This is a genomic window from Pseudomonas sp. TH21 (assembly GCF_016651025.1).
GTDB lineage: Bacteria > Pseudomonadota > Gammaproteobacteria > Pseudomonadales > Pseudomonadaceae > Aquipseudomonas > Aquipseudomonas aylmerensis.
On record NZ_JAEKEQ010000001.1, the window covers coordinates 166,126 to 190,478 of the forward strand.

The 24,353-nt window shown below is 61.9% G+C and carries 21 protein-coding genes; 9 read left to right on the plus strand and 12 right to left on the minus strand.

The window, feature by feature from the left end; translation table 11 throughout:
* Positions 1 to 11: 11 nt before the first annotated feature.
* From JFU04_RS00710 to JFU04_RS00720, 3 genes are all read left to right on the plus strand, one after another.
* On the plus strand, positions 12 to 1,187 hold the full coding sequence (locus JFU04_RS00710; RefSeq protein ID WP_201143333.1) for a tetratricopeptide repeat protein: 1,176 nt from the start codon (positions 12 to 14) through the stop codon (positions 1,185 to 1,187).
* Between the two features lie 285 nt (positions 1,188 to 1,472).
* Entirely contained in the window at positions 1,473 to 3,410 is a 1,938-nt protein-coding gene (locus JFU04_RS00715) for a RecQ family ATP-dependent DNA helicase (RefSeq protein WP_201143334.1), read from the plus strand.
* A 24-nt stretch (positions 3,411 to 3,434) separates the two neighbouring features.
* A complete protein-coding gene (locus JFU04_RS00720) occupies positions 3,435 to 3,866 on the plus strand; it encodes an acyl-CoA thioesterase (protein ID WP_065899611.1) in 432 nt (143 codons plus the stop codon).
* A 122-nt stretch (positions 3,867 to 3,988) separates the two neighbouring features.
* Here the strand turns inward: JFU04_RS00720 and JFU04_RS00725 are convergent, their stop codons facing one another.
* The 4 genes from JFU04_RS00725 to JFU04_RS00740 form a co-directional block, all read right to left on the minus strand.
* Positions 3,989 to 4,468 carry a glycine zipper domain-containing protein gene (locus JFU04_RS00725; RefSeq protein ID WP_201143335.1) on the minus strand — a complete coding sequence of 160 codons (480 nt, stop codon included), beginning with the start codon at positions 4,466 to 4,468 and terminating at the stop codon, positions 3,989 to 3,991.
* Between the two features lie 480 nt (positions 4,469 to 4,948).
* A complete protein-coding gene (locus JFU04_RS00730) occupies positions 4,949 to 7,297 on the minus strand; it encodes an FdhF/YdeP family oxidoreductase (RefSeq protein WP_065899613.1) in 2,349 nt (782 codons plus the stop codon).
* Positions 7,294 to 8,133, minus strand: coding sequence for a formate dehydrogenase accessory sulfurtransferase FdhD (fdhD, locus tag JFU04_RS00735; protein ID WP_120447392.1), 840 nt, complete (start codon positions 8,131 to 8,133; stop codon positions 7,294 to 7,296). Before fdhD ends, JFU04_RS00730 begins: the two co-directional genes overlap by 4 nt.
* 97 nt (positions 8,134 to 8,230) lie before the next feature.
* Entirely contained in the window at positions 8,231 to 9,118 is an 888-nt protein-coding gene (locus JFU04_RS00740) for a LysR family transcriptional regulator (protein ID WP_065899615.1), read from the minus strand.
* A gap of 132 nt (positions 9,119 to 9,250) precedes the next feature.
* Between JFU04_RS00740 and lysM the strand changes: the two genes are divergently transcribed.
* Complete coding sequence (lysM, locus tag JFU04_RS00745; protein WP_106805436.1) at positions 9,251 to 9,691, plus strand: peptidoglycan-binding protein LysM; 441 nt, start codon at positions 9,251 to 9,253, stop codon at positions 9,689 to 9,691.
* Positions 9,692 to 9,799: 108 nt separating this feature from the next.
* Here the strand turns inward: lysM and yrfG are convergent, their stop codons facing one another.
* A complete protein-coding gene (gene yrfG / locus JFU04_RS00750) occupies positions 9,800 to 10,462 on the minus strand; it encodes a GMP/IMP nucleotidase (protein WP_120447393.1) in 663 nt (220 codons plus the stop codon).
* An 87-nt stretch (positions 10,463 to 10,549) separates the two neighbouring features.
* Between yrfG and nudE the strand changes: the two genes are divergently transcribed.
* Positions 10,550 to 11,116: an ADP compounds hydrolase NudE gene (gene nudE, locus JFU04_RS00755; protein WP_065899618.1), complete on the plus strand. Its 567-nt coding sequence runs from the start codon at positions 10,550 to 10,552 to the stop codon at positions 11,114 to 11,116.
* Positions 11,113 to 11,949 (plus strand): 3'(2'),5'-bisphosphate nucleotidase CysQ, encoded by an 837-nt coding sequence (gene cysQ, locus JFU04_RS00760; protein WP_201143336.1) that lies wholly within the window; start codon positions 11,113 to 11,115, stop codon positions 11,947 to 11,949. Before nudE ends, cysQ begins: the two co-directional genes overlap by 4 nt.
* Positions 11,950 to 12,483: 534 nt before the next feature.
* Here the strand turns inward: cysQ and JFU04_RS00765 are convergent.
* Genes JFU04_RS00765 through rfbB form a run of 7 tightly spaced genes read right to left on the minus strand, consistent with a single transcriptional unit; the run spans position 12,484 to position 19,569 of the window.
* Positions 12,484 to 12,939 carry a YiiD C-terminal domain-containing protein gene (locus tag JFU04_RS00765; protein WP_201143337.1) on the minus strand — a complete coding sequence of 152 codons (456 nt, stop codon included), beginning with the start codon at positions 12,937 to 12,939 and terminating at the stop codon, positions 12,484 to 12,486.
* A 26-nt stretch (positions 12,940 to 12,965) separates the two neighbouring features.
* On the minus strand, positions 12,966 to 14,351 hold the full coding sequence (locus tag JFU04_RS00770) for a sigma-54-dependent transcriptional regulator (RefSeq protein WP_201143338.1): 1,386 nt from the start codon (positions 14,349 to 14,351) through the stop codon (positions 12,966 to 12,968).
* The gene (locus JFU04_RS00775) at positions 14,348 to 16,156 is read right to left on the minus strand and encodes a sensor histidine kinase (RefSeq protein ID WP_106805432.1); all 1,809 of its coding nucleotides are present in this window, start codon (positions 16,154 to 16,156) and stop codon (positions 14,348 to 14,350) included. The genes JFU04_RS00770 and JFU04_RS00775 overlap by 4 nt, the downstream gene beginning before the upstream one ends.
* A 36-nt stretch (positions 16,157 to 16,192) precedes the next feature.
* Positions 16,193 to 17,074, minus strand: coding sequence for a dTDP-4-dehydrorhamnose reductase (gene rfbD / locus JFU04_RS00780; RefSeq protein ID WP_201143339.1), 882 nt, complete (start codon positions 17,072 to 17,074; stop codon positions 16,193 to 16,195).
* On the minus strand, positions 17,071 to 17,616 hold the full coding sequence (gene rfbC / locus JFU04_RS00785) for a dTDP-4-dehydrorhamnose 3,5-epimerase (protein ID WP_201143340.1): 546 nt from the start codon (positions 17,614 to 17,616) through the stop codon (positions 17,071 to 17,073). Before rfbC ends, rfbD begins: the two co-directional genes overlap by 4 nt.
* Positions 17,597 to 18,490, minus strand: a complete 894-nt coding sequence (gene rfbA / locus JFU04_RS00790; RefSeq protein ID WP_201143341.1) for a glucose-1-phosphate thymidylyltransferase RfbA — start codon at positions 18,488 to 18,490, stop codon at positions 17,597 to 17,599. The genes rfbC and rfbA overlap by 20 nt, the downstream gene beginning before the upstream one ends.
* Positions 18,487 to 19,569 carry a dTDP-glucose 4,6-dehydratase gene (gene rfbB, locus JFU04_RS00795; protein WP_201143342.1) on the minus strand — a complete coding sequence of 361 codons (1,083 nt, stop codon included), beginning with the start codon at positions 19,567 to 19,569 and terminating at the stop codon, positions 18,487 to 18,489. Before rfbB ends, rfbA begins: the two co-directional genes overlap by 4 nt.
* Before the next feature lie 152 nt (positions 19,570 to 19,721).
* Between rfbB and JFU04_RS00800 the strand changes: the two genes are divergently transcribed.
* The 3 genes from JFU04_RS00800 to JFU04_RS00810 all read left to right on the plus strand — a co-directional run bounded on the left by JFU04_RS00800 (position 19,722) and on the right by JFU04_RS00810 (position 24,312).
* Positions 19,722 to 22,631, plus strand: coding sequence for an aminotransferase (locus JFU04_RS00800; RefSeq protein WP_201143343.1), 2,910 nt, complete (start codon positions 19,722 to 19,724; stop codon positions 22,629 to 22,631).
* Positions 22,632 to 22,752: 121 nt separating this feature from the next.
* The gene (gene aguA, locus JFU04_RS00805) at positions 22,753 to 23,859 is read left to right on the plus strand and encodes an agmatine deiminase (protein ID WP_065899628.1); all 1,107 of its coding nucleotides are present in this window, start codon (positions 22,753 to 22,755) and stop codon (positions 23,857 to 23,859) included.
* Positions 23,860 to 24,093: 234 nt separating this feature from the next.
* The gene (locus tag JFU04_RS00810; RefSeq protein WP_065899629.1) at positions 24,094 to 24,312 is read left to right on the plus strand and encodes a hypothetical protein; all 219 of its coding nucleotides are present in this window, start codon (positions 24,094 to 24,096) and stop codon (positions 24,310 to 24,312) included.
* Positions 24,313 to 24,353 lie beyond the last annotated feature (41 nt).

A 24,353-nucleotide genomic window follows, 5' to 3' on the forward strand; every position in this document is an offset into this window, starting at 1 on the left:
GGGAGTTAAGCATGGGTTTGCTTCGTGTCGCCTCGGCGATGTCTTTGTGTGCAGTGGCCTTTTCCATCCAGGCTGCGCAGTTGCCGATCGAGGTGCTCAGCGCGGTCGTCAAGGACCAGAAAATCGCCGATGCCGAAGTGCTGTTGCAGCGCAACGGCGCACAGAACGTCGTGGGCCGCACCAATGCCCAGGGCCAGGTGACGCTGACCAGCGAAGCCGCTGACGATGCCAGCAACCTGCTGATCATCAAGAGGCCCGGCTACTCCAACCTGGTGGTCAAGTGCCCATGCGCAGGCATGACCTACGCCATTAGCCCCGTGATGGAAAACCTCGACGGCCTGCGCGTCGTGCTGACCTGGGGCAAAAACCCGGAAGACCTCGACTCCCACATGATCTTCCCGGGCAACAATATTTACTTCGAGAACAAGACGGGCACCGACGCCGAGCTGGACGTGGATGACGTCGACAGTTATGGCCCGGAAACCATCACTCTGCAGAAAAAGCACTACGGCGAAAGTTACGTCTACGCTGTGCATGACTTCACCAATCGCGGCAATCCAGGTTCGCGCCAGTTGTCCAACAGCGAAGCCAAGGTGTTTGTGTACATGGGCCAATCGCTGGTGCGCACTTACTACGTGCCGCAAAACCGCAGTGGCAACCTGTGGACAGTCTTCCGCATGACCGGCAGCGGCGACTTCCAGGACATCAACACCTTCAGCGGTGTCACGGTGAATGCCGCGAACGTGCTCAATGAAGTCAAACCCCTGCTGGATGACAGCGTGGCGGTCACGGCGGTGGCTGTCAGCTCTTCCGCACAGACCGATGCGAAACGTCTGAACGTGCAAGGTGAAGCGGCCTACCAGGCTGGCAAGCTGGACCAGGCGATTGACCTGTTCCGCCAGGCTATCGAATTGGACAACGGCTTCGGCAAGGCCTACGGCAACCTGGGCCTGGCGTATCAGAAGGCTGGCAATACCGCCGAGTCGATCTGGGCCAACCGCAAGGCCATCGCCCTGGCGACCGGCGCGAATGCCGCCACCGTGCGTGCCGGTGCTTACTACAACATCGCGCGGATCTACGAAGCGGCGGGGCAGTTCCCGGATGCGTTGCGTCACTACCAGTTGGCCAAGGAGCAGAAGGCCAACCCGGTGTACGACACGGCGATCGAGCGCGTGCAGAACCGCTGATTCAGGCGTAATACAGCGCTAAAAATGTGGGAGCGGGCTTGCTCGCGAAGGCGGTTTATCAGTCAGTGCTCTATCGACTGACACACCGTCTTCGCGGGCAAGCTAACTCCCACTTTTGGTTTGTGATGTTCTTACAAAACCCCGGGAAAAATCCCACTTCGGCCCTGGGCCATCCCTCAGTCTGTGTATCATCCTGTCTCTTTTTTCCATGCGACCTTTCTCGATTCGCTGAAATTTTCGGGCTATGTTTTTGAGCCAACTCAGCGGTCAATGGAGTGACAGCGAATGCACGACACCCTCCAGCAGGTCTTTGGTTATCCACAGTTTCGTTTAGGCCAGGAACAAACGGTCAGCGCCGTACTGGCCGGCCGTTCGGCCGCAGCCATTTTCCCTACCGGGTCGGGCAAGTCCCTGTGTTACCAGCTGCCTGCGGTATTGCTGCCGCACCTGACGCTGGTAGTGTCGCCGTTGTTGGCGTTGATGCAGGACCAACTGGGTTTCCTGCAGCGCCACGGTATTTGCGCGGGCAGCATCGACTCGGCGCAAAGCCGCGATGACGCCAATGATGTGATGGCACGCGCGCGTTCGGGCGAGTTGAAAATCCTGATGATTTCCGTGGAGCGCCTGAAGAACGAGCGCTTTCGCAACTTCCTGCAGAGCGTGCAGATCTCGCTGCTGGTGGTGGATGAAGCGCACTGTATTTCCGAGTGGGGCCATAACTTCCGTCCGGACTACCTCAAGCTGCCGGACTACCAGCGTCAGTTCAATATCCCACAGGCGCTGCTGCTGACCGCGACGGCCACGCCCAAGGTGATTGCCGACATGCAGGCCAAGTTCGCCATCGCGCCCCAGGATGTGGTCACCACGGGCTTCTACCGACCCAACCTCAACCTGCTGGTTGAGCCGGTAGCCGGCGCCGACAAGCGTCGGCGGTTGGTGCAGTGGATGGCCGAGCGCGCCGATCAGCCGAGCATCGTCTACGTGACCTTGCAGAAAACCGCCGAGCAGATCGCCGAGCATCTGAATCGTAATGGCATCCAGGCCGAGGCGTACCACGCCGGTTTACCCAACGATAAACGCGAAGGTATCCAGCAGCGATTCATGAGTGGGCGCTCCAATTGCATTGTCGCCACCATCGCGTTTGGCATGGGCATCGACAAGAGTGATATCCGCAATGTGGTGCACTTCGACCTGCCCAAATCCATCGAGAACTACAGCCAGGAAATCGGTCGTGCCGGGCGTGATGGGCAGTCCTCCGACTGCCTGGTGCTGGCTAACCGCGACAGCCTCAACGTGCTGGAGAACTTCGTGTACGGCGATACCCCCGAGCAGGACGGTATTCGCCGTGTACTGGAGGAGTTGCAGGCCGCGCGCAGTGAGGGGCAATGGGAGTTTCTGCTGCGCTCACTGTCGGACCACAGCAATATCCGCGAGCTGCCCCTGAAGACCCTGCTGGTGCAATTGGAGCTCAGGGGCGTGATCGCGCCGCGCTATGCGTTTTATGCCGAGTACCGCTTCAAGTACCTGATTGAACCGGAGGCGTTGCTCGCACGATTTTCCGGCGAGCGGCAGCAGTTTGTCGCGGCGATTGTCCAGGTGTGCAAGCGCGCGAGAACCTGGGCTACCGTGGATTTTGACGCGCTTTATCAACAGCACAATGCCGAGCGCAATCGGGTGGTGAAGGCGCTGGATTACTTCCAGGAACAAGGTCTGATCGAGCTGGAAAGCAAACAGATGACCGAGGTCTACAGCCTGCTCAATATCGATTTTGACCCACAGGCGCTGAGCGCCGAGTTATACACAGGCTTCAAGCAGCACGAGGTGGGAGAGGTGGCGCGGATTCACGCCATGCTTGATCTGTTCGCCACCGAACAGTGCCTCGGCCAGCGCCTGGCGCAGTATTTCGGGGATGAACAAGCGCCCCAGCGTTGCGGACATTGTTCGGTCTGCCACGGTGACGTGGCGCATCTGCCAGCACCGCCCAGTTTGCCGCCGCTTGTGGATAAAAACTTCATGGGCCTGTGCGGTGACTTTATCCACAGGCATCATGAACATACCGGCCAACTGCCCGGCGCCGAGCGGCTGACGCGGTTCCTGGGCGGCATCAGCGTGCCGCTGTTTACCAAGCTGAAGGCGCGGGGCATTCCCGGTTTTGCTGCGCTGGAGGACTACCCCTACGCCGATGTGCGTGAGTGGGCCCAAGCCCATCTGAATGACTTGTAAATCCACTTTCAGTGAGACCTGCCCATGCCTGAGTCAATGCCGCAACGCGCTGATTACCGTCACTTCCAGCCGATCATCACGCGCTGGCACGACAACGATGTGTATGGCCATGTGAACAACGTGACCTACTACAGCTTCTTCGACACCGCGGTGAATACCTACCTGATCGAGCAGGGCGGGTTGGATATTCATGAGGGTGAGGTCGTGGGGTTTGTGGTGAGTTCGGCGTGCGATTACTTTGCCTCGATTGCCTTTCCGGACCGTATCGACATTGGCCTGCGCGTGGGCAAGTTGGGCAACAGCTCAGTGCAGTACGAGTTGGCGGTGTTCAAGGCTGGCGAAGAAGACGCCTGTGCAGCGGGGCGCTTTGTGCATGTGTTTGTCGATCGCGGGACGAACCAGCCGGTGGCCATTCCGGGGACGCTGCGCGAGGCGCTGCAGCGGTTGGTGGTGTGACGCCATTTATGTCGGCGCCGGCTTGCCCGTGATGGTTGGGTGCCAGGCGGTCAGCCTGATCCAACGCTATCGCAGGCAAGCCAGCTCCCGCAGTGGACTGGTGAGTCCTTCAGGTCGCTGAATTACCGATGATGGTAGTGATGCTTGTTCTTGCGATGCCCGTACGCATGGCCACGGCCGCGATGGTCATCACGGTCATAACGACGGTTATCACGCCCACGGGAGCGACGATCGTCATCATCGCTCTTGTTGCCCATGTAGTTACCCAGTGCGCCACCTCCGCCACCGCCGGCGGCTGCGCCGATCAGGCTGCCGGTGTTGCCGCCCATGCTGCGGCCCACGACGTTACCGCCGGCTGCGCCCAGGGCGCCGCCAATGGCGGCTTCGCCACGGCTGCGTTTGTCGGCACCGACCGCACTGCCGCCCGCGCCGCCGAGGGCTGCGCCGATGGCCGAACCGGTGTTACCGCCGATCTGCTGGCCTACAACTGAACCGAGTACCCCGCCCAATGCGCCGCCCACACCGGCTTCGGTGGTGCCACCGGCCATGGCTGCGCCACTGACCAGGCCAAGGGACAACAAGAGAATCGAGGAGAACTTCATAGAGAGACCTCAAGAGGATGACGGCGCGATCCTGAGGTTGTATCGAGGCACTGACAATCGAAAACCGACCAGTGGTATGGGTTGTATACAATTTGCTAAGTTGCTGTTTTGTATGGGGAACTTAAGTAATTTTTGCGAGTCTCTAGTTACTTCGGAACGGCCGCTTTTATGCAAAAGCGGCCTTTTTTATGCCCGCGATTTGGGCTCTAGAGTGCTTTGTAATGGGGTGGGCGGGCTTGTCCCGCGTTGGGTTGTGAAGCGGTCCCGAGACCAGGTGAATGTGGGCTGACTGGACTGTGCGTTGCTGTTATTGGGGCTGCTGCGCAGCCCAACGCGGGGCAAGCCCGCTCGCCACAAAAATAAGTCGGCTTGCCGCAGTGACGAGGCCGCTAGAGACAGCAACAGGTCAGCTGGACACAGCAACAAGCCGGCAGGACACAGCATGGTGTCCTGTCACAGCACGCGGGCTTGCGCCGTGTGTCAGGCTGAGCGGGCCATGATCAAGCCACTGTCGCTCGCCGCTTCCAGGCAAATCGCTACGAATTTCGAGGTTGGCGTGTGGCTGCCATCGCCGGTGCTTTCCAGCGGCACCAGTGGGTTCACTTCTGGATAGTAGGCCGCTGCCTGCCCGGCGGGGATATCGAACGCCAGCAGGGTGAAGCCTTTCACGCGGCGCTCGCGGCCGTCTTCCCACAGCGACACGATGTCGGCCTTCTGCCCCGGCTTGAAGCCCAGGCGGATAATGTCGGCTTCGTTGACGAACAACACGTCACGCTGGCCCTTCACCCCGCGATAGCGGTCGTCCAGGCCATAAATGGTGGTGTTGTACTGATCGTGGGAGCGCATCGACTGCATGATCAGGTCCGGCACGCGGCCTGTGGCGTGGGTGCGTTCGTGGATCAGGTCTTTCGGCAGGATATTCGGGCGGAAGTTGGCGCGGCCCGACGGCGTGTTCCAGCGGCGTGCACCGGCGGAGTTGCCCAGGTAGAAACCACCCGGGTGTTTCAGGCGTTCGTTGAAATCCTTGAAGCCCGGGATGGTGTCGGCGATCAGGTCGCGAATACGGCTGTAGTCCGCCACCAGCCAATTCCAGTCTACCGGTTTGCTGCCCAGCGTCGCGGCGGCGATACCGGCGAGGATGGCCGGTTCCGACTTCATCAGCTTCGACAGCGGCTGCAACTGGCCGTTGGAGTCGTGGACCATGCTGAACGAGTCTTCCACCGTCACCGCCTGCGGGCCTTCGGCCTGGATGTCGATGTCGGTGCGGCCCAGGCACGGCAGGATCAGTGCGTCTTTACCGTGGGTCAGGTGGCTGCGGTTGAGCTTGGTGCTGATCTGCACGGTCAGGTCGCAATTGCGCAGGGCCTCGAAGGTGCGCGGGCTGTCCGGCGTGGCTTGGGCGAAGTTACCGCCCAGGCCGATAAACACCTTGGAGCGACCCTCGAGCATCGCGTGAATCGCTTCCACCACGTTGTGGCCGTTGGTGCGTGGCACCTGGAACTGGAAGCGGCGCTCCAGGGAATCGAGGAATGCCACCGGTGGGCGTTCGTTGATGCCCATGGTGCGGTCGCCCTGCACGTTGCTGTGCCCACGTACCGGGCACAGGCCGGCGCCAGGACGGCCAATGTTGCCGCGCAGCAGCATCAGGTTGGCGATTTCCTGGATGGTCGGGACTGAGTGGCGATGTTGGGTGATGCCCATCGCCCAGCACATGATCACGTTCTTGCCCTTGGCGTACATGCGCGCTGCTTGCTCGATCTCGACCAGCGTCAGGCCGGACTGCGCGACGATTTCATCCCAGGAGGTGTCGTCGATCTGGCCGAGGTAGTCGAGCACGTTGGCCGTGTGTTCGTTGAGGAAGTCGTGATCGAACACCGCTTCCTTGCCTTCGGCCTGGGCCTGGCGTTCCCACAGCAGCAGGAACTTGGCCATGCCGCGCAGGATGGCCATGTCGCCCCCCAGCGCCGGGCGGAAGTAGGCGGTGTTGGTCGGCTTGTCACCGTTGGTGAGCATTTCCAGCGGGTGTTGCGGGTGCTGGAAGCGTTCCAGGCCGCGCTCTTTGAGTGGGTTGATACACACCACCTGTGCGCCGCGCTTAACCGCTTCGCGCAGCGGTTCAAGCATGCGCGGGTGGTTGGTGCCGGGGTTCTGGCCCCAGACGAAAATCGCATCGGCATGTTCGAAGTCGTCAAAGGTCACGGTGCCTTTGCCGACGCCCACACTTTGCGCCAGGGCCACGCCACTGGCCTCGTGGCACATGTTTGAGCAATCCGGGAAGTTGTTGGTGCCGTAGGCGCGCACGAACAGCTGGTACAAATACGCCGCTTCGTTGCTGGCGCGGCCCGAGGTGTAGAACTCGGCCATGTCCGGGCTGGGCAGCGCATTGAGATGTTTGCCGATCAGGTCGAATGCCGCCTCCCAACTGATGGGCTTGTAGCGGTCGGTCTCGGCGTCATAGCTGACCGGCTCGGTCAGGCGGCCTTGATATTCCAGCCAGTAGTCGCTCTGCTCCAGCAGCGCAGTCACGCTGTGCTTGGCGAAGAATGCAGCGTCGACGCGGCGCTTGGTGGCTTCCCAGTTCACCGCCTTGGCGCCGTTTTCGCAGAACTTGACCATGCCGCTTTCCGGCGAGTCGCCCCAGGCGCAGCCCGGGCAGTCGAAGCCACCGTTCTGGTTGGTCTTGAGCATCATGCGGATGTTTTTCAGCGCGTTGTCGCTGGTCAGCCACGCCTGCGCCACGCTGATCAATGCACCCCAGCCGCCAGCCGGGCCTTTGTAAGGCTTGTAGCGCGGGGTCGGGGTTTGGTCGGCTTGGTGATGATTGCTCATGGCTGGTACTCCATCGCAGGGCTATAGACCCGCGGCGCGCTTTTCTGCGGCAGGTGGATGAGATTGAGGTTGTGCCGGCGCGCCCATTGCAGGGCGAGGCCGGTGGGCGATGACAAGCTGACGAGGGTCTGGATGCCCGCGCGCAGGACTTTCTGGATCAGTTCGAGACTGCAACGGCTGGTGACAATCGCCAGTCCACCGTCAGTCGGAATCTTTTGGCGGATCAGTGCGCCGATCAACTTGTCGAGGGCGTTATGCCGGCCGATGTCCTCACGACCCATCAGCAGTTCGCCCTGGTTGTTCATGAACACTGCCGCGTGCACGGCGCCGCTGTATTGGCCCAGCGGCTGGAACGCACTGATGCGCTGGCGCAGGCCGTCGAGCCATTCGGCAGGCGGCAAGGGCGCGCCTGGCAGCACTTGCAGGTCTGGCAGTGCCTGTTCTACCGCTTCTACGCCGCACAGGCCGCAGCCGCTGGTGCCGGCCAATTGGCGGCGCTGCTGCTTGAGGTTCCAGAAGGCGCGGCTGGAGATTTGCACCTGGGCGTATTGGGCTGAACCCGAACCGCTGAGTTTCAGATCATAAATGTCGCTAACGTCCGCGATAATGCCGCTGCCGACACTGAATCCAACAATAAAGTCTTCCAAATCCGTCGGCGTGACCAGCATGACCGCCTGGCTGATGTCGTTATAGGCAATCGCCAACGCCACTTCTTCCGCCAACGCTGTGCGGGCGACTTCAGTGTGTTCGAGGTTGCAAAACTGATAGCTCTGGCTGGCGGCGGGCGCGGGTGTTTCAAGAGCGGGCGCCGCGCAGACTGGGCGCTTGGCGTTCATGGGGCTGTACCACCGACGGATTGATCAGTGTTTAGACTAGGCGCGACAAAGCGTCGCGTCTAATTGCCAGTACTGATCTACCGATAGATGACGTCGATCAAGGCGTTGTTTGCGATTTCTGGTACAGCGCGAAACACGCTTCCGCCAGCGCTGAGCGTGGCGCGCTGCGGCGCATGATCAGCCCCAGGCGTGCCAGGGTGTGAGCGTCTTCGATCGGTTGCAGGCGTAGATGCTCGGTGAGTGCGTCCAGGCCGCCATCCAGTGGCATTACGGCGCAACACAGGCCGCCGTGCACAGCTTGTAACAATTGGTGGACGGCGTCGGTCTGCAGCAGCGGCTGCGGGTTCAGGTTTCGGCTGTGGAAGTTATGGTCGATGGACTGACGAAAGTGCATGCCACTGGTGAGCATGCCCAGAGGCAGCTCGGTCAGGGCCTCCCAGCTCAACGGCGTGTCGCCGAAGCTGAAATAGCGCTGGTCGTAGAGCAGGCCCATGCGGGTTTCACCGAGGGCAAAGGAGTCGAAGCGCTCGGTGTCGAGGCGCTCCAAGTACGACACGCCAAGGTCCAGGCGATTGCTCGCCAGCTGTTCGAGGATCTGTTCGGAACTGAGCGCCGAGAGTTCGAAGCGCAGGCTCGGGTGCTCCTTGTGCAATTGTTGCATCAAGGCCAGGGGATCGAAGCTCGAGAGCGGCACCACACCCAGGCGCAACGTACCGACGAGGTTGCCGCGACAGGCCGCGGCTTCGGCCTGCAAGCCGTCGTAGGCCGCCAGCACCGTACGTGCCCACGCCAACACGCGTTCGCCAGGCGCGGTAAAGCCTTCGAAGCGCTGGCCGCGATTGACCAGTGGCAAATCCAGCTCTTCTTCCAGGCTGCGCAGGCGCATCGACAAGGTCGGCTGCGTGATGTGGCAGCGCGCGGCCGCCTGGCCGAAGTGACGGGTCTCGTCGAGGGCGATGAGGAATTTGAGTTGCTTGATGTCCATCTTCGCTCCAGGGCTTATTCCAATGGCGGGGGGATTCTAGCGCGTTTGGGTCTGTGGCCGGGCCGGAACCCAAATCCGTCGGACTGGTCTAGTCTTGAGCATCTGGACATCAACTACCAAGGAGAGCGCACCATGAGTCTTTTTAGCTTTGTTAAGGAGGCCGGCGAGAAGCTGGTCAAGCTGCTGACACCAGGCAATGCCAACGCTGGTGAAGATTTGAAAAAGCATATCGAGGATGTCGGGTTGGGTAACCCTAACGTTCACGCTACCGTCGAGGGTGACAAGGTCACGATTTCCGGCGAGGTAGCGACGCAGGAGGAGAAAGAAAAAATTATCCTGGCAGCGGGCAATATCGCCGGTGTTGCCAGCGTCGAGGACCAGATTACAGTTCCCGGTCCTGCCGTGGCGGCAGCCCGTTTCGTCGTGGTGAAAAAGGGCGACACCCTCAGCGCGATTTCCTTGGCGGTGTATGGCAACGCCAACCAGTACAACAAGATTTTCGAGGCCAACAAGCCGCTGTTGTCGCATCCGGACAAAATCTACCCAGGGCAGACGCTGCGTATTCCTGAGTAATACACAACGTAAAAATGTGGGAGGGGGCTTGCCCCCGATAGCGGAGTGTCAGTCGATATCAAGGTGACTGATCCACCGCTATCGGGGGCTTGCCCCCTCCCACATGGTTCAGAGTCCGACAATGAGGTCGCGGTAATCCCCGACTGCTGCAAATTCAGCCGTGTCCTTCGGCCCCTTCTGGCTATCCGGCTCCTTCACTGCCAGCAAATGCCCCACGCCAAACGCACGGGCGCTGCGCAGGATCGGCAAGGTGTCGTCGATAAACAGGCTGCGCGCCGGGTCGAAGGCAATGTCGGCTTGCAGGGCGTCCCAGAACTGCGGGTTTTCCTTGGCGAAGCCGTAGTCGTGGGAGCTGATCAATCGCTCGAAATACGGCGCCAGTTCAATGCGTTCCAGCTTCAACGACAGCGAGTCACGATGAGCATTGGTGATCAGGATCACCCGCTTGCCGGCCTGTTTGATCGCCGCCAGGAACGTGTCGGCATCCGGACGCAGGGCGATCAGGTGGGCGGTTTCCAGCTTGAGCTCGCGCACCGGGATATTCAGCTCGGTGCTCCAGAAATCCAGGCAATACCATTGCAACTGTCCGGCGTTACGCTCGAACAGCGGCTGCAATTCCATCTCGGCCATGGCCCGGCTCACCCCGTGCAGCTCGGCGTAACGCTGGGGCAGGTGTTCCATCCAGAAGTGGTTGTCGAAATGCAGGTCGAGCAGTGTGCCGTCCATGTCCAGCAGGACGGTGTCGATGGCGTGCCAGGGCAGAGAGGGCATGGAGTGGTCTCATGTAAGTAAAGATATCCGACACAGACAATCGGAAAAGCCACGGTATAGTAACCCGATCACGCCAAGGAGCCGCTTATGCGCCAGAAACCCACCGTCCTCGCCCGCGAAATAGTCGCCAGTAGCCGTTTGTTCCGCGTGGAGGAAGTGCAATTGCGCTTTTCCAACGGCGTGGAACGGACCTACGAGCGCCTGGTAGGCCGCGGCGCCGGTTATGGCGCGGTGATGATCGTGGCGATGATCGACGACGAGCACGCGTTGCTGGTGGAAGAGTACTGCGGCGGCACGGACGAGTATGAATTGTCGTTGCCCAAGGGCTTGATCGAGCCCGGTGAGGATGTGCTGGCGGCGGCGGACCGCGAGCTCAAGGAAGAAGCGGGCTACGGTGCACGTCAGCTGGAGCATCTGACCGAGCTGTCGCTGTCGCCTGGCTATATGAGCCAGAAGATCCAGGTGGTGCTGGCCACTGATCTCTACGAAGAACGCCTGGAGGGCGATGAGCCCGAACCAATGCGCGTGGACAGGGTCAACCTGCACGAGCTGTCGCAACTGGCGCAGAACGAGCAATTCAGCGAAGGCCGCGCCCTGGCCGCGCTGTATCTGGTACGAGATTTGTTGATTCAGCGTGGAGCGTTTATCGCATGAGCGAACTGTTTTTAGGCCATCCGTTTATCGCCCCGGTGATTGAGCTGGCTCGCCAGGCGGGTGAAGTGATCCTGCCGTATTGGCGCGCGGATGTGGCGGTGACGTCCAAGGCCGATGATTCGCCAGTGACGGCGGCAGACCTGGCCGCCCATCACCTGATCCTCGCCGGCCTCACGGCCCTGGACCCGAGCATTCCGGTGCTGTCCGAAGAGGATGCCGATATTGACCAGAGCGTGCGCGCTGGTTGGCAGCGCTGGTGGCTGGTGGATCCGTTGGATGGCACCAAGGAGTTTATCGCCGGCAGCGAGGAATTTACCGTCAACGTGGCGTTGATCGAACAGGGCCGCGTGGTGTTTGGCGTAGTGTCCATGCCTACCAGTGGCCGTTGTTACTTTGGTGGCGCGGGCCTCGGTGCGTGGCGCTCGGATGTCAACGAAGCCCCCAAGCAGATCCAAGTGCGCGAGTCGCCGGCCGTGGGCGAGTCCTTCACCGTCGTGGCCAGCCGTCGGCATACCAGCCCCGAGCAGGAGCGTTTGCTGGACGGCTTGAGCGAAGGCTTGGGCGCCTTGAAGCTGGCCAATATCGGCAGCTCGTTGAAGTTCTGCCTGTTGGCCGAGGGCAGCGCCGATTGCTATCCGCGCCTGGCGCCAACGTCGCAGTGGGATACCGCAGCCGCCCAGGGCGTGCTCGAAGGGGCGGGCGGTGAGGTAGTGGAGTTGAGCGGCGAGCCGTTCAGCTACCCGGCGCGGGCCTCATTGTTGAACCCATTCTTCCTGGCATTGCCAGCCAAGGCCGCCTGGCGGGACCGACTGCTCACCCTGGCGCGTTCCTGAGTCGGTTGGGGATTTAATGTGGGAGCTGGCTCCCACATTCGAACTGCGCCACCTTGGAGGCGATTGCGGTGGGTCAGCCAGCTTAGCCGGTTCTGATCCACCGCCTTCGCGGGCAAGCCCGCTCCCACATTTTTGATCGGTGTGAAGCTTCGCGTTTGGCCGCGCGGTTGGAATTGCCGGGGTGCACCGCAAGAGCGGACGACGCATCCCCCAATGTGGGAGCGGGCTTGCCCGCGAAAGCGGTATGCCAGTCACTGAACATGTTGGCTGATCCACCGCCTTCGCGGGCAAGCCCGCTCCCACATTTTTGATCGGTGTGAAGCTTCGCGTTTGGCTGTGCGGTTGAAATTGCCGGGCCTTGCGCCGCAGCAATGGACGACGCATCCCCCAATGTGGGAGCGGGCTTGCCCGCGAAAGCGGTATGCCAGTCACCGAACATGTTGGCTGATCCACCGCCTTCGCGGGCAAGCCCGCTCCCACATGGGAACTGCGTCGGGCGCGGATTCAGGCTAGGCCGCTTCCACGCTGGTGCTTTTAGCGGTGCAGGACGTAATGGCCAGTAAACGCCACCGCGCGCGCCTCACTGCCCTCATTCACAATCCATGTCTCCAGGGTCAAACGCGCTCGGCCATAACGCTTATAGGTGGCGAGAAAGCGCTTCCACACCTTCTCTTCCGGCGCTGCGCACATCACCGTCGCATCCTGCGTCACCGGCAGCGGATAGCTGATCTGCCCTTCCTGGATCACGATATGCCCGTCTTCAATGCCTTCCTCGCGCAGCTGCAGGTGCAGCCAACCCCAACCCGCCAACACCGCGCCGCAATACAGGCTGCCGCCGAACATGGTGCTCTTGTGGTTGATATTGGCCTGCAGGGGCAGGTGCAGCTGCAATTGGCCGTGTTGCCAGTCGAGCACCTTGAGGCCCATTTCCCGGGTGAGGGGAATGTCGTGGTGAAGGATGGATTCCAGGTAACGGCTGTCGCGGCTCATGGGTGCCTCTTGATGGGTGGGCGGGGTCATTCGTCGTCGGTACTGTGGTTGCCGCTGTCGGCGAAGTTCAGGCCGTGTTTACGCAGCTTGTCGTGCAGGGTCTTGCGCGGCACACCCAGGGCTTCGGCGAGGCTGCGCAGGGAGCTGTGGGGGCGTGTGAGTTCGGCTGCGATCAGGCTCTTCTCGAACTGTTCGACTTGCTCGCTCAAGCCTCCAGGAGTGGAGGTCAGTACACCGGCCGCCGGATTGTCCGGCGTGTTGTCCAGCGCCAGCTCCAGGCCCAGGGCAAAGCGCTCGGCAGCGTTCTGCAGTTCGCGGACATTGCCCGGCCAGCTGTGGCGCAGCAGCAGCGCGCGTTGGCCCGGTTGCAGCGCGTGCAGCGGCAGGCCGTGGCGGCTGCTGGCTTCGTCGGCAAAGTGCTGGAACAGCATCAGCGCATCTTCACCGCGCTCGCGCAGCGGCGGGATGCGCAACGGCGCGACGTTGAGGCGGTAGTACAAGTCGGCCCGGAAGCGGCCCTGGTCGGCGGACTGGCGCAGGTCTTCCTTGGTGGCGGCGATGATGCGGATATCCAGTGGAATCAGCTGATTGCCGCCCAGGCGCTCGACCACACGCTCCTGCAACAGGCGCAGCAGCTTGACCTGTACATCCAGGCTCATGCTTTCGATTTCGTCGAGGAACAGCGTGCCGCCGTTGGCGAATTCGAACTTGCCGATACGCCGCTTCTGCGCGCCGGTAAAGGCGCCCGGTTCATGGCCGAACAGCTCGCTTTCGACCACCGACTCAGCCAGGGCGCCGGCGTTGATCGCCACAAACGGCCCGCTGCGTCGGCTCGACAAGTCATGCAAGGCGCGCGCGACCACTTCCTTGCCGGCGCCGGTTTCACCGAGGATCAGTACATCGGCCTTGGTCGCCGCCAATGCGCCGATCTGCTCGCGCAGGCGCAGCATTTGCGGGGAGTGGCCGACCAGCCGCGTGCTCAATTGCTGGCGATCACTCAGGGCCAGGCGCAGGCTGCGATTGTCCAGCACCAGGCGGCGCAGGGCCAGGGCGCGGCGCACGCTGTCGAGCAGGGCGTCGCTGGCGAAGGGTTTTTCCAGGAAGTCATAGGCGCCGGCGCGCATGGCCTGCACTGCCAGCGGCACGTCGCCGTGGCCGGTGATCAGCAATACCGGCAGCTCCGCGTCCTGGCCGTGCAGTTCGGCCAGCAGCTCCAGGCCATCCATGCCGGGCATGCGGATGTCGCTGACCACCACGCCCGGCCAATCGCGGGACAGGCGTGCGGTAAGGCCGGTGGCTTCGCCCAGCGTCAGGACTTTCAGCCCGGCCAGGTCCAGGGTCTGGCACAGGGCCTGACGCAAGTGTGGATCGTCGTCGATCAACACCACCTGAATCTGGTTATCGATACTCATACACTACGGTCCTCGGACGGTTGCAGACTGACGCCCGGCGAGCCGGCACGCAATTTCAAGGTTAACAGCGCGCCGCCTTCCTTGTGGTTGGCGAACAGCAGCTCGCCGCCAAAGGCACGCATCAGGGTGTCACAGATTGCCAGCCCCAGCCCCAGGCCTTGAGTGCGCGTCTTGGTGGTGTAGAACGGCTCGCTGGCGCGGCCCAGGGCTTCCATGCAAAAGCCCGGGCCGTTGTCGCGAATGTACAGGTTGACGCCCTGTTCGGTGGTTTGGGCACTCAGCCAGAGCTTGCGCGGCGGGCCTTTTTCGGTGAGGGCGTCGAGGGCATTGGCCAGCAGGTTGCCCAGTACCTGGCGCAAGCGGGTTTCGCCGGCCTGCACCCACAGGGTCGCTTCCGGCAAATCGCGGATCAACTCGACTTCCATCGACCGCCGCCGCTTGGCCAGCAAGGCCAGCGCGTCGTCCAGCGCCGGCTGCAGCGCCACGCTTTCTGGCGCATGGCGGTCGCGGCGGGCAAAGGCGCGCAGGTGCGCGATGATCGAGGCCATGCGCCCGGTCAGTTCGCTGATCAGCTTGAGGTTGCCCCGCGCATCACTGGTGCGCTCGTGGTCGAGCAGGATCTCGGCGTTTTCCGCGTAGCTGCGGATCGCCGCCAGGGGCTGATTGAGTTCGTGGCTGATGCTCGCCGACATGGTGCCCAAAGCCGACAGTTTGCCGGCCTGCACCAGGTCATCCTGGGCGCGCACCAGTTCCTGCTGGGCGTGTTCGCGTTCGAGCACTTCCTGCTTCAAGCGGCGGTTGAGGCCTTCGAGGTCGCTGGTCCGCTCGACCACGCGCATTTCCAGCTCACGACGGGCCTTGGCTTCGAAGGCAATGCGGTCCAGATAGTGGCGGCGGCGCTGCATCATCAGGCCGAGCAGCAGCATCAACACCAGCAGCGTGGCGCCCCCCACCGCAACCACTGTGCGCACCGGGCGGTTGATCAGCGAGCGCGGCGCCAGGATCTCCACGTTCCAGCCGGTCTCGGCGATGGCTGTGGATTGGCGCAGCCACGCCGTGGAGCTCAGTGCCAATGGCTGCGGGTCGCGAGTCGGGTAGGGCTGGATGGCGATGATGGCCTGGCGTTCTTCGGCGGTCAGTGGCCGAGTGGCACGGAAGCGCCATTGCGGGCGCGAGGTCAGGATCACCACGCCATTGTGGTCGGTGACCAGCAGTTGTTCCGGGGTATTGCCCCACAGGCTCTCGGTGTGGTCCAGGTCGACCTTGACCACCAGCACGCCGATGATGGTGGCGCCATCGCGCACGGCGGCGGCGAAGAAGTAACCGCGTTTGGCCGAGGTGGTGCCCAGCCCGAAGAAGCGCCCCAGGCGCCCGGCCATGGCTTCGCTGAAGTAGGGGCGGAAGGAGAAATTGCGGCCGACGAAACTGTCTTGTTTGTCCCAGTTAGACGCGGCGAGGGTCTTGCCGGTGGTGTCCATCAGGTACATCACTTCCACCCCGGCCTGGGCCGCGACGTCCTTGAGCAACAGGTTGGCGTTGACCAGGTTGGTGCTCACCTGCGGCGCATCCAGGGCCGTGCGCAGGGCCGGCAAGTCACCGAGAATCTGCGGCAGCACTTCATAGCGATGCAGCGTGCCGAGCAGGTTGGCCACGTACAGGTCGAGGGTCTGGCGGTTCTGCCCGGCCAGTTCACTGCGGTAATAGCGCTCGGCCAAGTGCTCCAGCGGCCACAGCAGCGGCGCCAGGCACAACGCCAGCAGGGCGAGGCTGCGCCAGCGGGGTCTTCGCGGAAGGGGTGGGTTCATGGGAGTCGTGCGCCTGTGGGTACAGGCGCATTATGCCTAGTGCTGCCTTGCAAGACACTCGCGCAATGCGTCTTGCCACTGTGGCTGGCTGACCTGCCATTGTTGCTGCAGGCGACTGCAATCCAGGCGTGAGTTCAGCGGGCGCTTGGCGGGCGTCGGGTAGGCGCTGGAGGGAATCGCTTCCAGTTCGGCGCAGGCTGTGCCGCCGGCGCGCAGCTGCTCGGCGATCGCCGCGGCGAAGCCGAACCAAGAGGTCTCGCCCTGGGCGGTCAGGTGGTAGACCCCCCATTCACCGGCCTTGCCGGCCTGCCAGCGGTCAATCAAGGCACGGGTGCTGTTGGCAATCGTGCCGGCCCAGGTCGGCGCACCGATCTGGTCGGCGACGATACGCAGGTGCGGTTTTTCCTGCAGCAGGCGTTGCATGGTCAGCAGGAAATTCTTGCCGTGGTTGGAGTAGACCCAACTGGTGCGCAGGATCAGGTACTCACCCCCCACGGCGGCAATCGCCTGCTCACCCGCCAGCTTGCTCTGGCCGTAGACGCCCAGGGGGGTCGGTGTGTCGGCTTCGGTGTAGGGCGAGGGTTTGTTGCCGTCAAACACGTAGTCGGTGGAGTAGTGGATCAACGGGATGCCCAGGGCCTCGGCTTCCTCGGCGAGGACGCCGGGGGCAATCGCGTTGATGGCGAAGGCGACGTCTGCTTCGCTTTCGGCTTGATCGACCGCAGTGTGGGCCGCGGCATTGATGATCAGGTCGGGACGCTGGGCACGGACCTGCTGGCGGATCTGGTCGACGTCAGCCAGGTCGAGCTGATCGCGGCCCAGCACGATGAGTTCGCCGAGATCCTGCAGCCGCTGTTGCAGCGCCAGGGAGACTTGGCCGTGTTGGCCGGTGATGAGGATTTTTAAACGCGGGGTCATGGGAATAGATCCGCGTCTTTGAGGCTTTTACCGCTCTGATCTTTGGCGGACAGGGTCGGAGCGCCGCTGAGTTGCCAGTCGATATTGAGTTCCGGATCGTCCCAACGAATACAGCGTTCGGCTGAAGGCGTGTAGTAGTCGGTTGTCTTGTAGAGGAATTCGGCGTAGTCGCTGAGCACCACGAACCCATGCGCGAACCCTGGCGGAATCCACAGCTGGCGGCTGTTATTGGCCGATAGCCTGACCCCCGCCCATTTGCCGAACGCGGGTGAGCTCTGGCGGATATCCACCGCCACATCCAACACCTCGCCTGCGGTCACACGCACCAATTTTCCCTGTGCGTGTTCGACTTGATAGTGCAGGCCGCGCAACACGCCTCTCTGCGAACGTGAGTGGTTGTCCTGCACAAATTGCTGTTGTAGCCCGGTGGCTAGCGCAAAATCCCGGGCATTGAAACTCTCATAGAAAAAACCGCGTTCATCGCCAAAAACCTTCGGCTCGATGATCAAGACACCGGGCAACTCAGTGGCGGATACATTCATATGGATTATCCCCTGCGAGGGTAAACAAGTATTGACCATAGCCGGTCTTGCCAAAATATCTGGCTCTTTCCAGCAAATACTCACGATTAATCCAGCGGTTCTGGTAAGCAATTTCTTCCAGGCACGCCACTTTCAAGCCCTGGCGATGTTCAATGGTTTGCACGTAAAGCGAGGCTTCGAGCAAGCTGTCATGGGTGCCTGTATCCAGCCAGGCAAACCCTCGGCCGAAGCGTTCCACATGCAGGTCGCCGCGCTTGAGGTAGGCGTTGTTGACGTCAGTAATCTCCAGCTCGCCACGGTGTGAGGGTTTCACTGCCTTGGCAATCTCGATCACATCGTTGTCATAAAAATAAAGACCGGTCACCGCGTAAGGCGACTTCGGCTTGAGGGGCTTCTCTTCGATGGACAGCGCGCGGCCTTCTGTGTCGAAGTCGATCACGCCGAATCGCTCGGGGTCTTTGACCCAATAGCCAAACACCGTAGCGCCGGACGGCCGTTTGGCCGCAGCACGCAACTGCTCGCCGAAATACTGGCCGTGGAAAATGTTGTCGCCCAGGATCAGGCAAACCGGATCATCACCGATAAACTCTTCACCAATGATAAACGCCTGGGCCAAGCCGTCCGGCGACGGTTGCTCCGCGTAGGTGAAGCGCACACCGAATTGGCTGCCATCGCCCAGCAAATTGCGGTATTGCGGTAAATCCACAGGGGTGGAGATCACCAGAATGTCCCTGATCCCCGCCAGCATCAGTACCGAGATCGGGTAGTAGATCATCGGCTTGTCATACACCGGCAGCAGTTGCTTGGACACACCCAGGGTAATCGGGTGCAGGCGCGTTCCGGAGCCACCCGCCAATACGATTCCTTTCATCATGCAATCAGATCCTTCATGTTGGTATTGCCCAATCGTTCACCCTGATAACTGCCATCCTGGACCCTGCGGCACCATTCCAGATTGTCCAGGTACCACTGCACAGTTTTGCGCAGGCCGGTGTCGAAAGTTTCTTCGGGAACCCAGCCCAGTTCGCGTTCGATCTTGCGGGCGTCGATCGCATAGCGTTGATCATGGCCTGGACGATCTTTGACGAACGTGATCAGGTCGATAAATTTTTCGACATTGGCAGGGCGCTGTGGTGCCAGCTCTTCCAGCAGTGCGCAGATACCTCGTACCACGTCGATGTTTTTTTGCTCGTTATGGCCGCCAATATTGTAGGTTTCGCCGACTGCGCCCTCGGTGACCACTTTTAGCAAGGCGCGTGCATGGTCTTCGACGAACAGCCAGTCGCGCACCTGCAAACCATCACCATAGACGGGTAATGGCTTCCCTGCGAGGGCGTTGAGAATCACCAGCGGGATAAGCTTTTCGGGGAAGTGGAAGGGCCCATAATTGTTTGAACAATTGGTCAACAACACCGGTAGGCCGTAGGTGCGGTGCCATGCGCGCACCAGGTGATCGGATGCCGCCTTGCTCGCCGAGTATGGCGAGCTGGGGGCGTAAGGCGTGGTTTCGGTGAACAGATCGTCCACGCCATGCAAGTCGCCGTACACCTCGTCGGTGGAAATGTGATGGAAACGAAAGACGCTCTGGGCAGGCTCGGCCAGCGTGAGCCAATACGCGCGCGCGGCCTCCAACAGGCTGTAGGTGCCAACGATATTGGTCTGGATAAAATCCGACGGCCCGTCAATCGAGCGGTCGACATGGGACTCCGCCGCCAGGTGCATGATCGCCTGGGGCTCAAAACGTGTCAGTACCGCGCTGATAGCGGCTTGGTCGATGATGTCGGCCTGGACGAATTCGTAGCGGCTGTTCGATGCGATGCTGGTCAGCGACTCGAGATTGCCGGCGTAAGTGAGTTTGTCCAAGTTGAGCACTTCGTGCTCGGTATGTTGAATCAGGTGGCGGATCAGGGCAGAGCCGATAAATCCTGCACCGCCGGTGATGAGAATGCGCATGTCGTTGGGCCTTTTCCTTAGACGGACCTTGAGCGAATGAGCATAGCTTGAGTTGTGCGGGAGGACGGCGCAAGCGCGCTGTACCCAGGGGGTTGCTTAACTTACCTGAACAATGGCGATATACACCCCTGAAAAAAAACCGAGGCCACCCCATGTTGCTCGCCACGTTGATTCATCGCGCCAGTCTACCCTGCCCGCAAGTAGGCCCCGATCAGGCGGCGCAGTTGCTTGAGCAACATTACGGCCTCGCGGGCACATTGCAGTCACTGGGCAGCCAACAGGACCTCAACTACAAGGTCGACAGCCCGCGCGGGCGCTTTGTTCTGAAAATCTGCCGGGGCGACTACGCCGCTGTGGAATTGCACGCCCAGCACGCGGCCTTCAACAGCTTGCAGGCGCAAGCCGGCCTGCGTGTACCCAAGGTCATCCCGGCCTTGAGCGGCGACGAACTGCTGAGCGTCAACCTCGACGGGCAAACCCTGCATGTGCGTCTGCTGGATTATATCGACGGGCAGCCGTTGACCCACCTGCCTCACCTGGGGCGTGAGGTGATCGCGGGCTTCGGCGACCTGTGCGGCCGTATGAGCCTGGCCCTCGCGTCTTTTGCCCACCCGGGCCTGGAACGCACCCTGCAATGGGACCCGCGCCATGCACGGGAACTGATCACCCACCTGCTGGCCAGCCTGGAAAACCTGCCGCATCGCGCGGCCCTGGAGCAGGTGGCCGAGCAGGTCGAGCAACGCATCCGGCCCTTGGCCGAGCGCTTGCCGTGGCAAGCGGTGCACATGGATATCACCGACGACAACGTGGTCTGGCAACGCGATGCTCAACGCCGTTGGCAAGTCCAGGGCGTGATCGATTTCGGCGACCTGGTCCACACCTGGCGCATCGCCGACCTGTCCGTGACCTGCGCCGCCCTGTTGCACCATGCCGAAGGCGATCCGTTTGCGATCCTGCCGGCGATCCAGGCTTGCCATGCCGTGACACCGCTGCAGCTCGAAGAATTGCAGGTGCTGTGGCCATTGATCGTCGCCCGCGCGGCCGTGCTGGTACTCAGCAGCGAGCAGCAGCAACGCCTGGATCCGGATAACAGTTACCTGTTGAAAAACGCCGAGCACGAGTGGGAAATCTTCCATGTGGCGACATCGGTGCCGTTCGAGTTGATGGAAGCGGCGATTCTCAGCAGCGTCGGGCAGGCGCCTGCCGCGCTGGTCAGCCAAGGCTTCGCGCCGTTGTTGCCTGGGCTGGTGGGGCGCGAATTTGCGCTGATCGACCTGGGCGTGCTCAGCGCGCATTTCGAGGCGGGCAACTGGGAACATGCCGGCGCCGATCAGCGTTTGCTGCAGGACGCGGCCGCCGTGCATGGCCTGGCGGCCAGTCGTTATGGGCAGTACCGTTTGTCACGGACTCAGCCCGACAGTGCCCATGAGCCGCAGACGTTCCCATTGCACGTCGAGCTGCACGTGCCCCAGGGTACCTCCGTCGAAGCGCCGTTTGCGGGCACTGTGCACCTGGGCGCCAACGGCGAACTGCGTGTGCACAGCGGTGAAGCCAACGTGCGGTTGTGGGGTGTCAAGGCGTCGCTGCGGCCGGGCGCTGCGGTGCTCAAGGGCCAGGTTATCGGCGAAGTCGAAGGCCCGCTCACCGTGCAACTGTGCCGCACCGAGCTGTCGGCGCCGTTGTTCTGCACGCCCTCGCGCGCGCAGGCGTGGAAGGTGCTGTGCCCCTCGCCGGCCGCGCTGCTGGGGCTGGCTTGCGATGCCGAGCCCGAGCTGGACCCCGAGGCCCTGCTGGCGCGCCGCGATGCCAGCTTCGCCCGCTCGCAGAAACACTATTACGCCGATCCGCCGCGTATCGAGCGCGGCTGGCGCAACCACCTGATCGACATGCAGGGCCGCTCCTACCTGGACATGCTCAACAACGTGGCGGTGCTCGGCCACGGCCACCCGCGCATGGCCGAGGTGGCGGCGCGCCAGTGGTCGCTGCTCAACACCAACTCGCGCTTCCATTACGCGGCAATTGCCGAGTTTTCCGAGCGCTTGCTGGCGCTGGCGCCGGCGGGCATGGACCGGGTGTTCCTGGTCAACAGCGGCACCGAAGCCAACGACCTGGCGATCCGCCTGGCCTGGGCCTACAGCGGCGGGCGCGACATGCTCAGCGTGCTGGAGGCGTACCACGGCTGGTCGGTGGCAGCGGATGCGGTCTCGACTTCGATTGCCGACAACCCCCAGGCCTTGAGCAGCCGCCCGGAGTGGGTGCACCCGGTGACCGCGCCCAATACCTATCGCGGCGAGTTCCGCGGGCAGGACAGCGCGCCGGACTATGTACGAAGCGTGGAACACAACCTGGCGAAAATCGCCGCGAGCAAACGTCAATTGGCGGGTTTCATCTGCGAGCCGGTGTACGGCAATGCCGGTGGCATCTCGCTGCCGCCTGGTTATCTGCAGCAGGTGTATGCATTGGTGCGCGCTCAGGGCGGCGTGTGCATCGCCGATGAAGTGCAGGTCGGTTATGGCCGCATGGGCCACTTTTTCTGGGGCTTTGAAGAGCAGGGCGTGGTGCCGGACATCATCACCATGGCCAAAGGCATGGGCAATGGCCAGCCGCTGGGGGCGGTGATCACCCGCCGCGAAATCGCCGAGGCACTGGAGGCTGAGGGCTATTTCTTCTCATCCTCCGGTGGCAGCCCGGTCAGTTGCCGCATCGGCATGGCAGTGCTGGATGTGATGGAGGAAGAAAAGCTGTGGGAAAACGCCCAAGTGGTCGGCGGGCATTTCAAGGCGCGTTTGGAAGCATTGATCGACCGCCATCCGTTGGTCGGCGCCGTTCACGGCTCGGGTTTCTACCTGGGCCTGGAGCTGGTGCGCGACCGCCACACCCTGGACCCCGCCACCGAAGAAACCGCGCTGCTCTGCGAGCGCCTGCGCGAGCTGGGGATTTTCATGCAGCCTACCGGTGATTACTTGAACATCCTCAAGATCAAGCCACCGATGGTCACCTCCCGCCGCAGCGTGGATTTCTTCGTCGATATGCTATCGAAGGTGCTGGATGAGCTTGTGTAGGTAGTCGATTGTTATCGGCTATTTATTGTCATATTTATCAACTATGATCGTTGATCGCTTTTAAAGCCGATTTTTATCCGTTATAAAGTCGGCTTTCACCCCATTCGGAGTCCTGAACGCCATGACCACCCTGCACAGCACACCCCGCGCCGATGGCTTCTACATGCCCGCCGAATGGGCGCCACAGACCCAGACCTGGATGATCTGGCCAGAACGCCCGGACAACTGGCGCCTGGGCGGCAAGCCAGCGCAGGCGGCGCACGTCGCGGTGGCCAAGGCCATTGCGCGCTTTGAACCGGTGACCGTGGCGGTGTCCGCCGGCCAGTACGAAAACGCCCGCGCCCGCCTGGATGTGCCGAATATCCGCGTGGTGGAAATGTCCAGTGACGATGCCTGGGTACGTGACACCGGCCCGACCTTCGTGATCAACAACAGCGGCGAAGTGCGCGGCGTGAACTGGGACTTCAACGCTTGGGGCGGTTTTGACGGCGGCCTGTATTCGCCGTGGAACCGCGACTCGCAGGTGGGCGGCAAGATCCTCGAAATCGAGCGCGCGCCGCGCTACCGCACCGAAGGCTTTGTGCTCGAAGGCGGCTCGATCCACGTCGACGGCGAAGGCACCTTGATCACCACCGAGGAGTGCCTGCTCAACCGCAATCGCAACCCGCACCTGGACCGTGGCGAGATCGAAGCGGTGCTGAGCGCCAACCTGGCTGTGGATAAGATCATCTGGTTGCCGGACGGCCTGTTCAACGACGAAACCGATGGGCATGTGGATAACTTCTGCTGCTACGTGCGCCCGGGTGAAGTGCTGCTGGCCTGGACCGACGACCCGCAAGACCCGAACTACGCGCGCTGCCATGCCGCCCTCGACGTCTTGCAAAGCAGCACTGATGCTAAGGGACGCGCGTTCACAGTGCACAAAATGCCGATCCCGGGGCCGCTGTACGCCACCGAGGAAGAATGCGCCGGCGTGGACCCGGTAGACGGTACCCAGGAGCGCAACCCGAGCGTGCGGCTGGCGGGTTCCTACGTGAACTTCCTGATCGTCAACGGCGGCATTATCGCGCCGAGCTTCGACGATCCGCTGGACAGCCAGGCCAAGGCGATCCTGCAGCAGCTGTTCCCACAGCACGAAGTGGTGATGGTGCCGGGCCGTGAACTGTTACTGGGCGGCGGCAATATCCATTGCCTGACCCAACAACAGCCAGCCCCGCACAAAAACTGAGTGCAGTTGTAACAGCATTCGAGCGATGAGCGGGCGCTAGCCGGTTTCAGCGTTTTGAGCAAGCCCGCGGCCCAGCAAGGTCGCGGGCTTTTTTGTGTCCGCATGCCTATAAACACGGGACATTGGCATAGCTCTTGTATCGGTGTTGTCACAGTGGCCCAGGGTGATGACTGCGCAGTTCTGTCATAAACCTTGAGTAAGTTAGCCGCTCACGCAGTAGGAGAGAGCGCTGAAATGAATGCCGATATCAACCTGATGTACACGCGCACCTTCCACCCTTTGCGGGTCAACGGTGACGCGATCCATGCGCTGGCGCTCTGGTTGAAGGAAAACGGTTCGCGACAGATCCGGCAGCAGCCTGACTTGCGCAGCGTGATGAGTGAACGCTACCCGGCGGGGTTGTTCAGTGAGGAAGAAGTGCACGCGCTGTGTGAATTGATCGCACCCTTGTAGGAACCGGCTCGCCGGCGGCGACGGCCTTGGGCCTGCGCTGA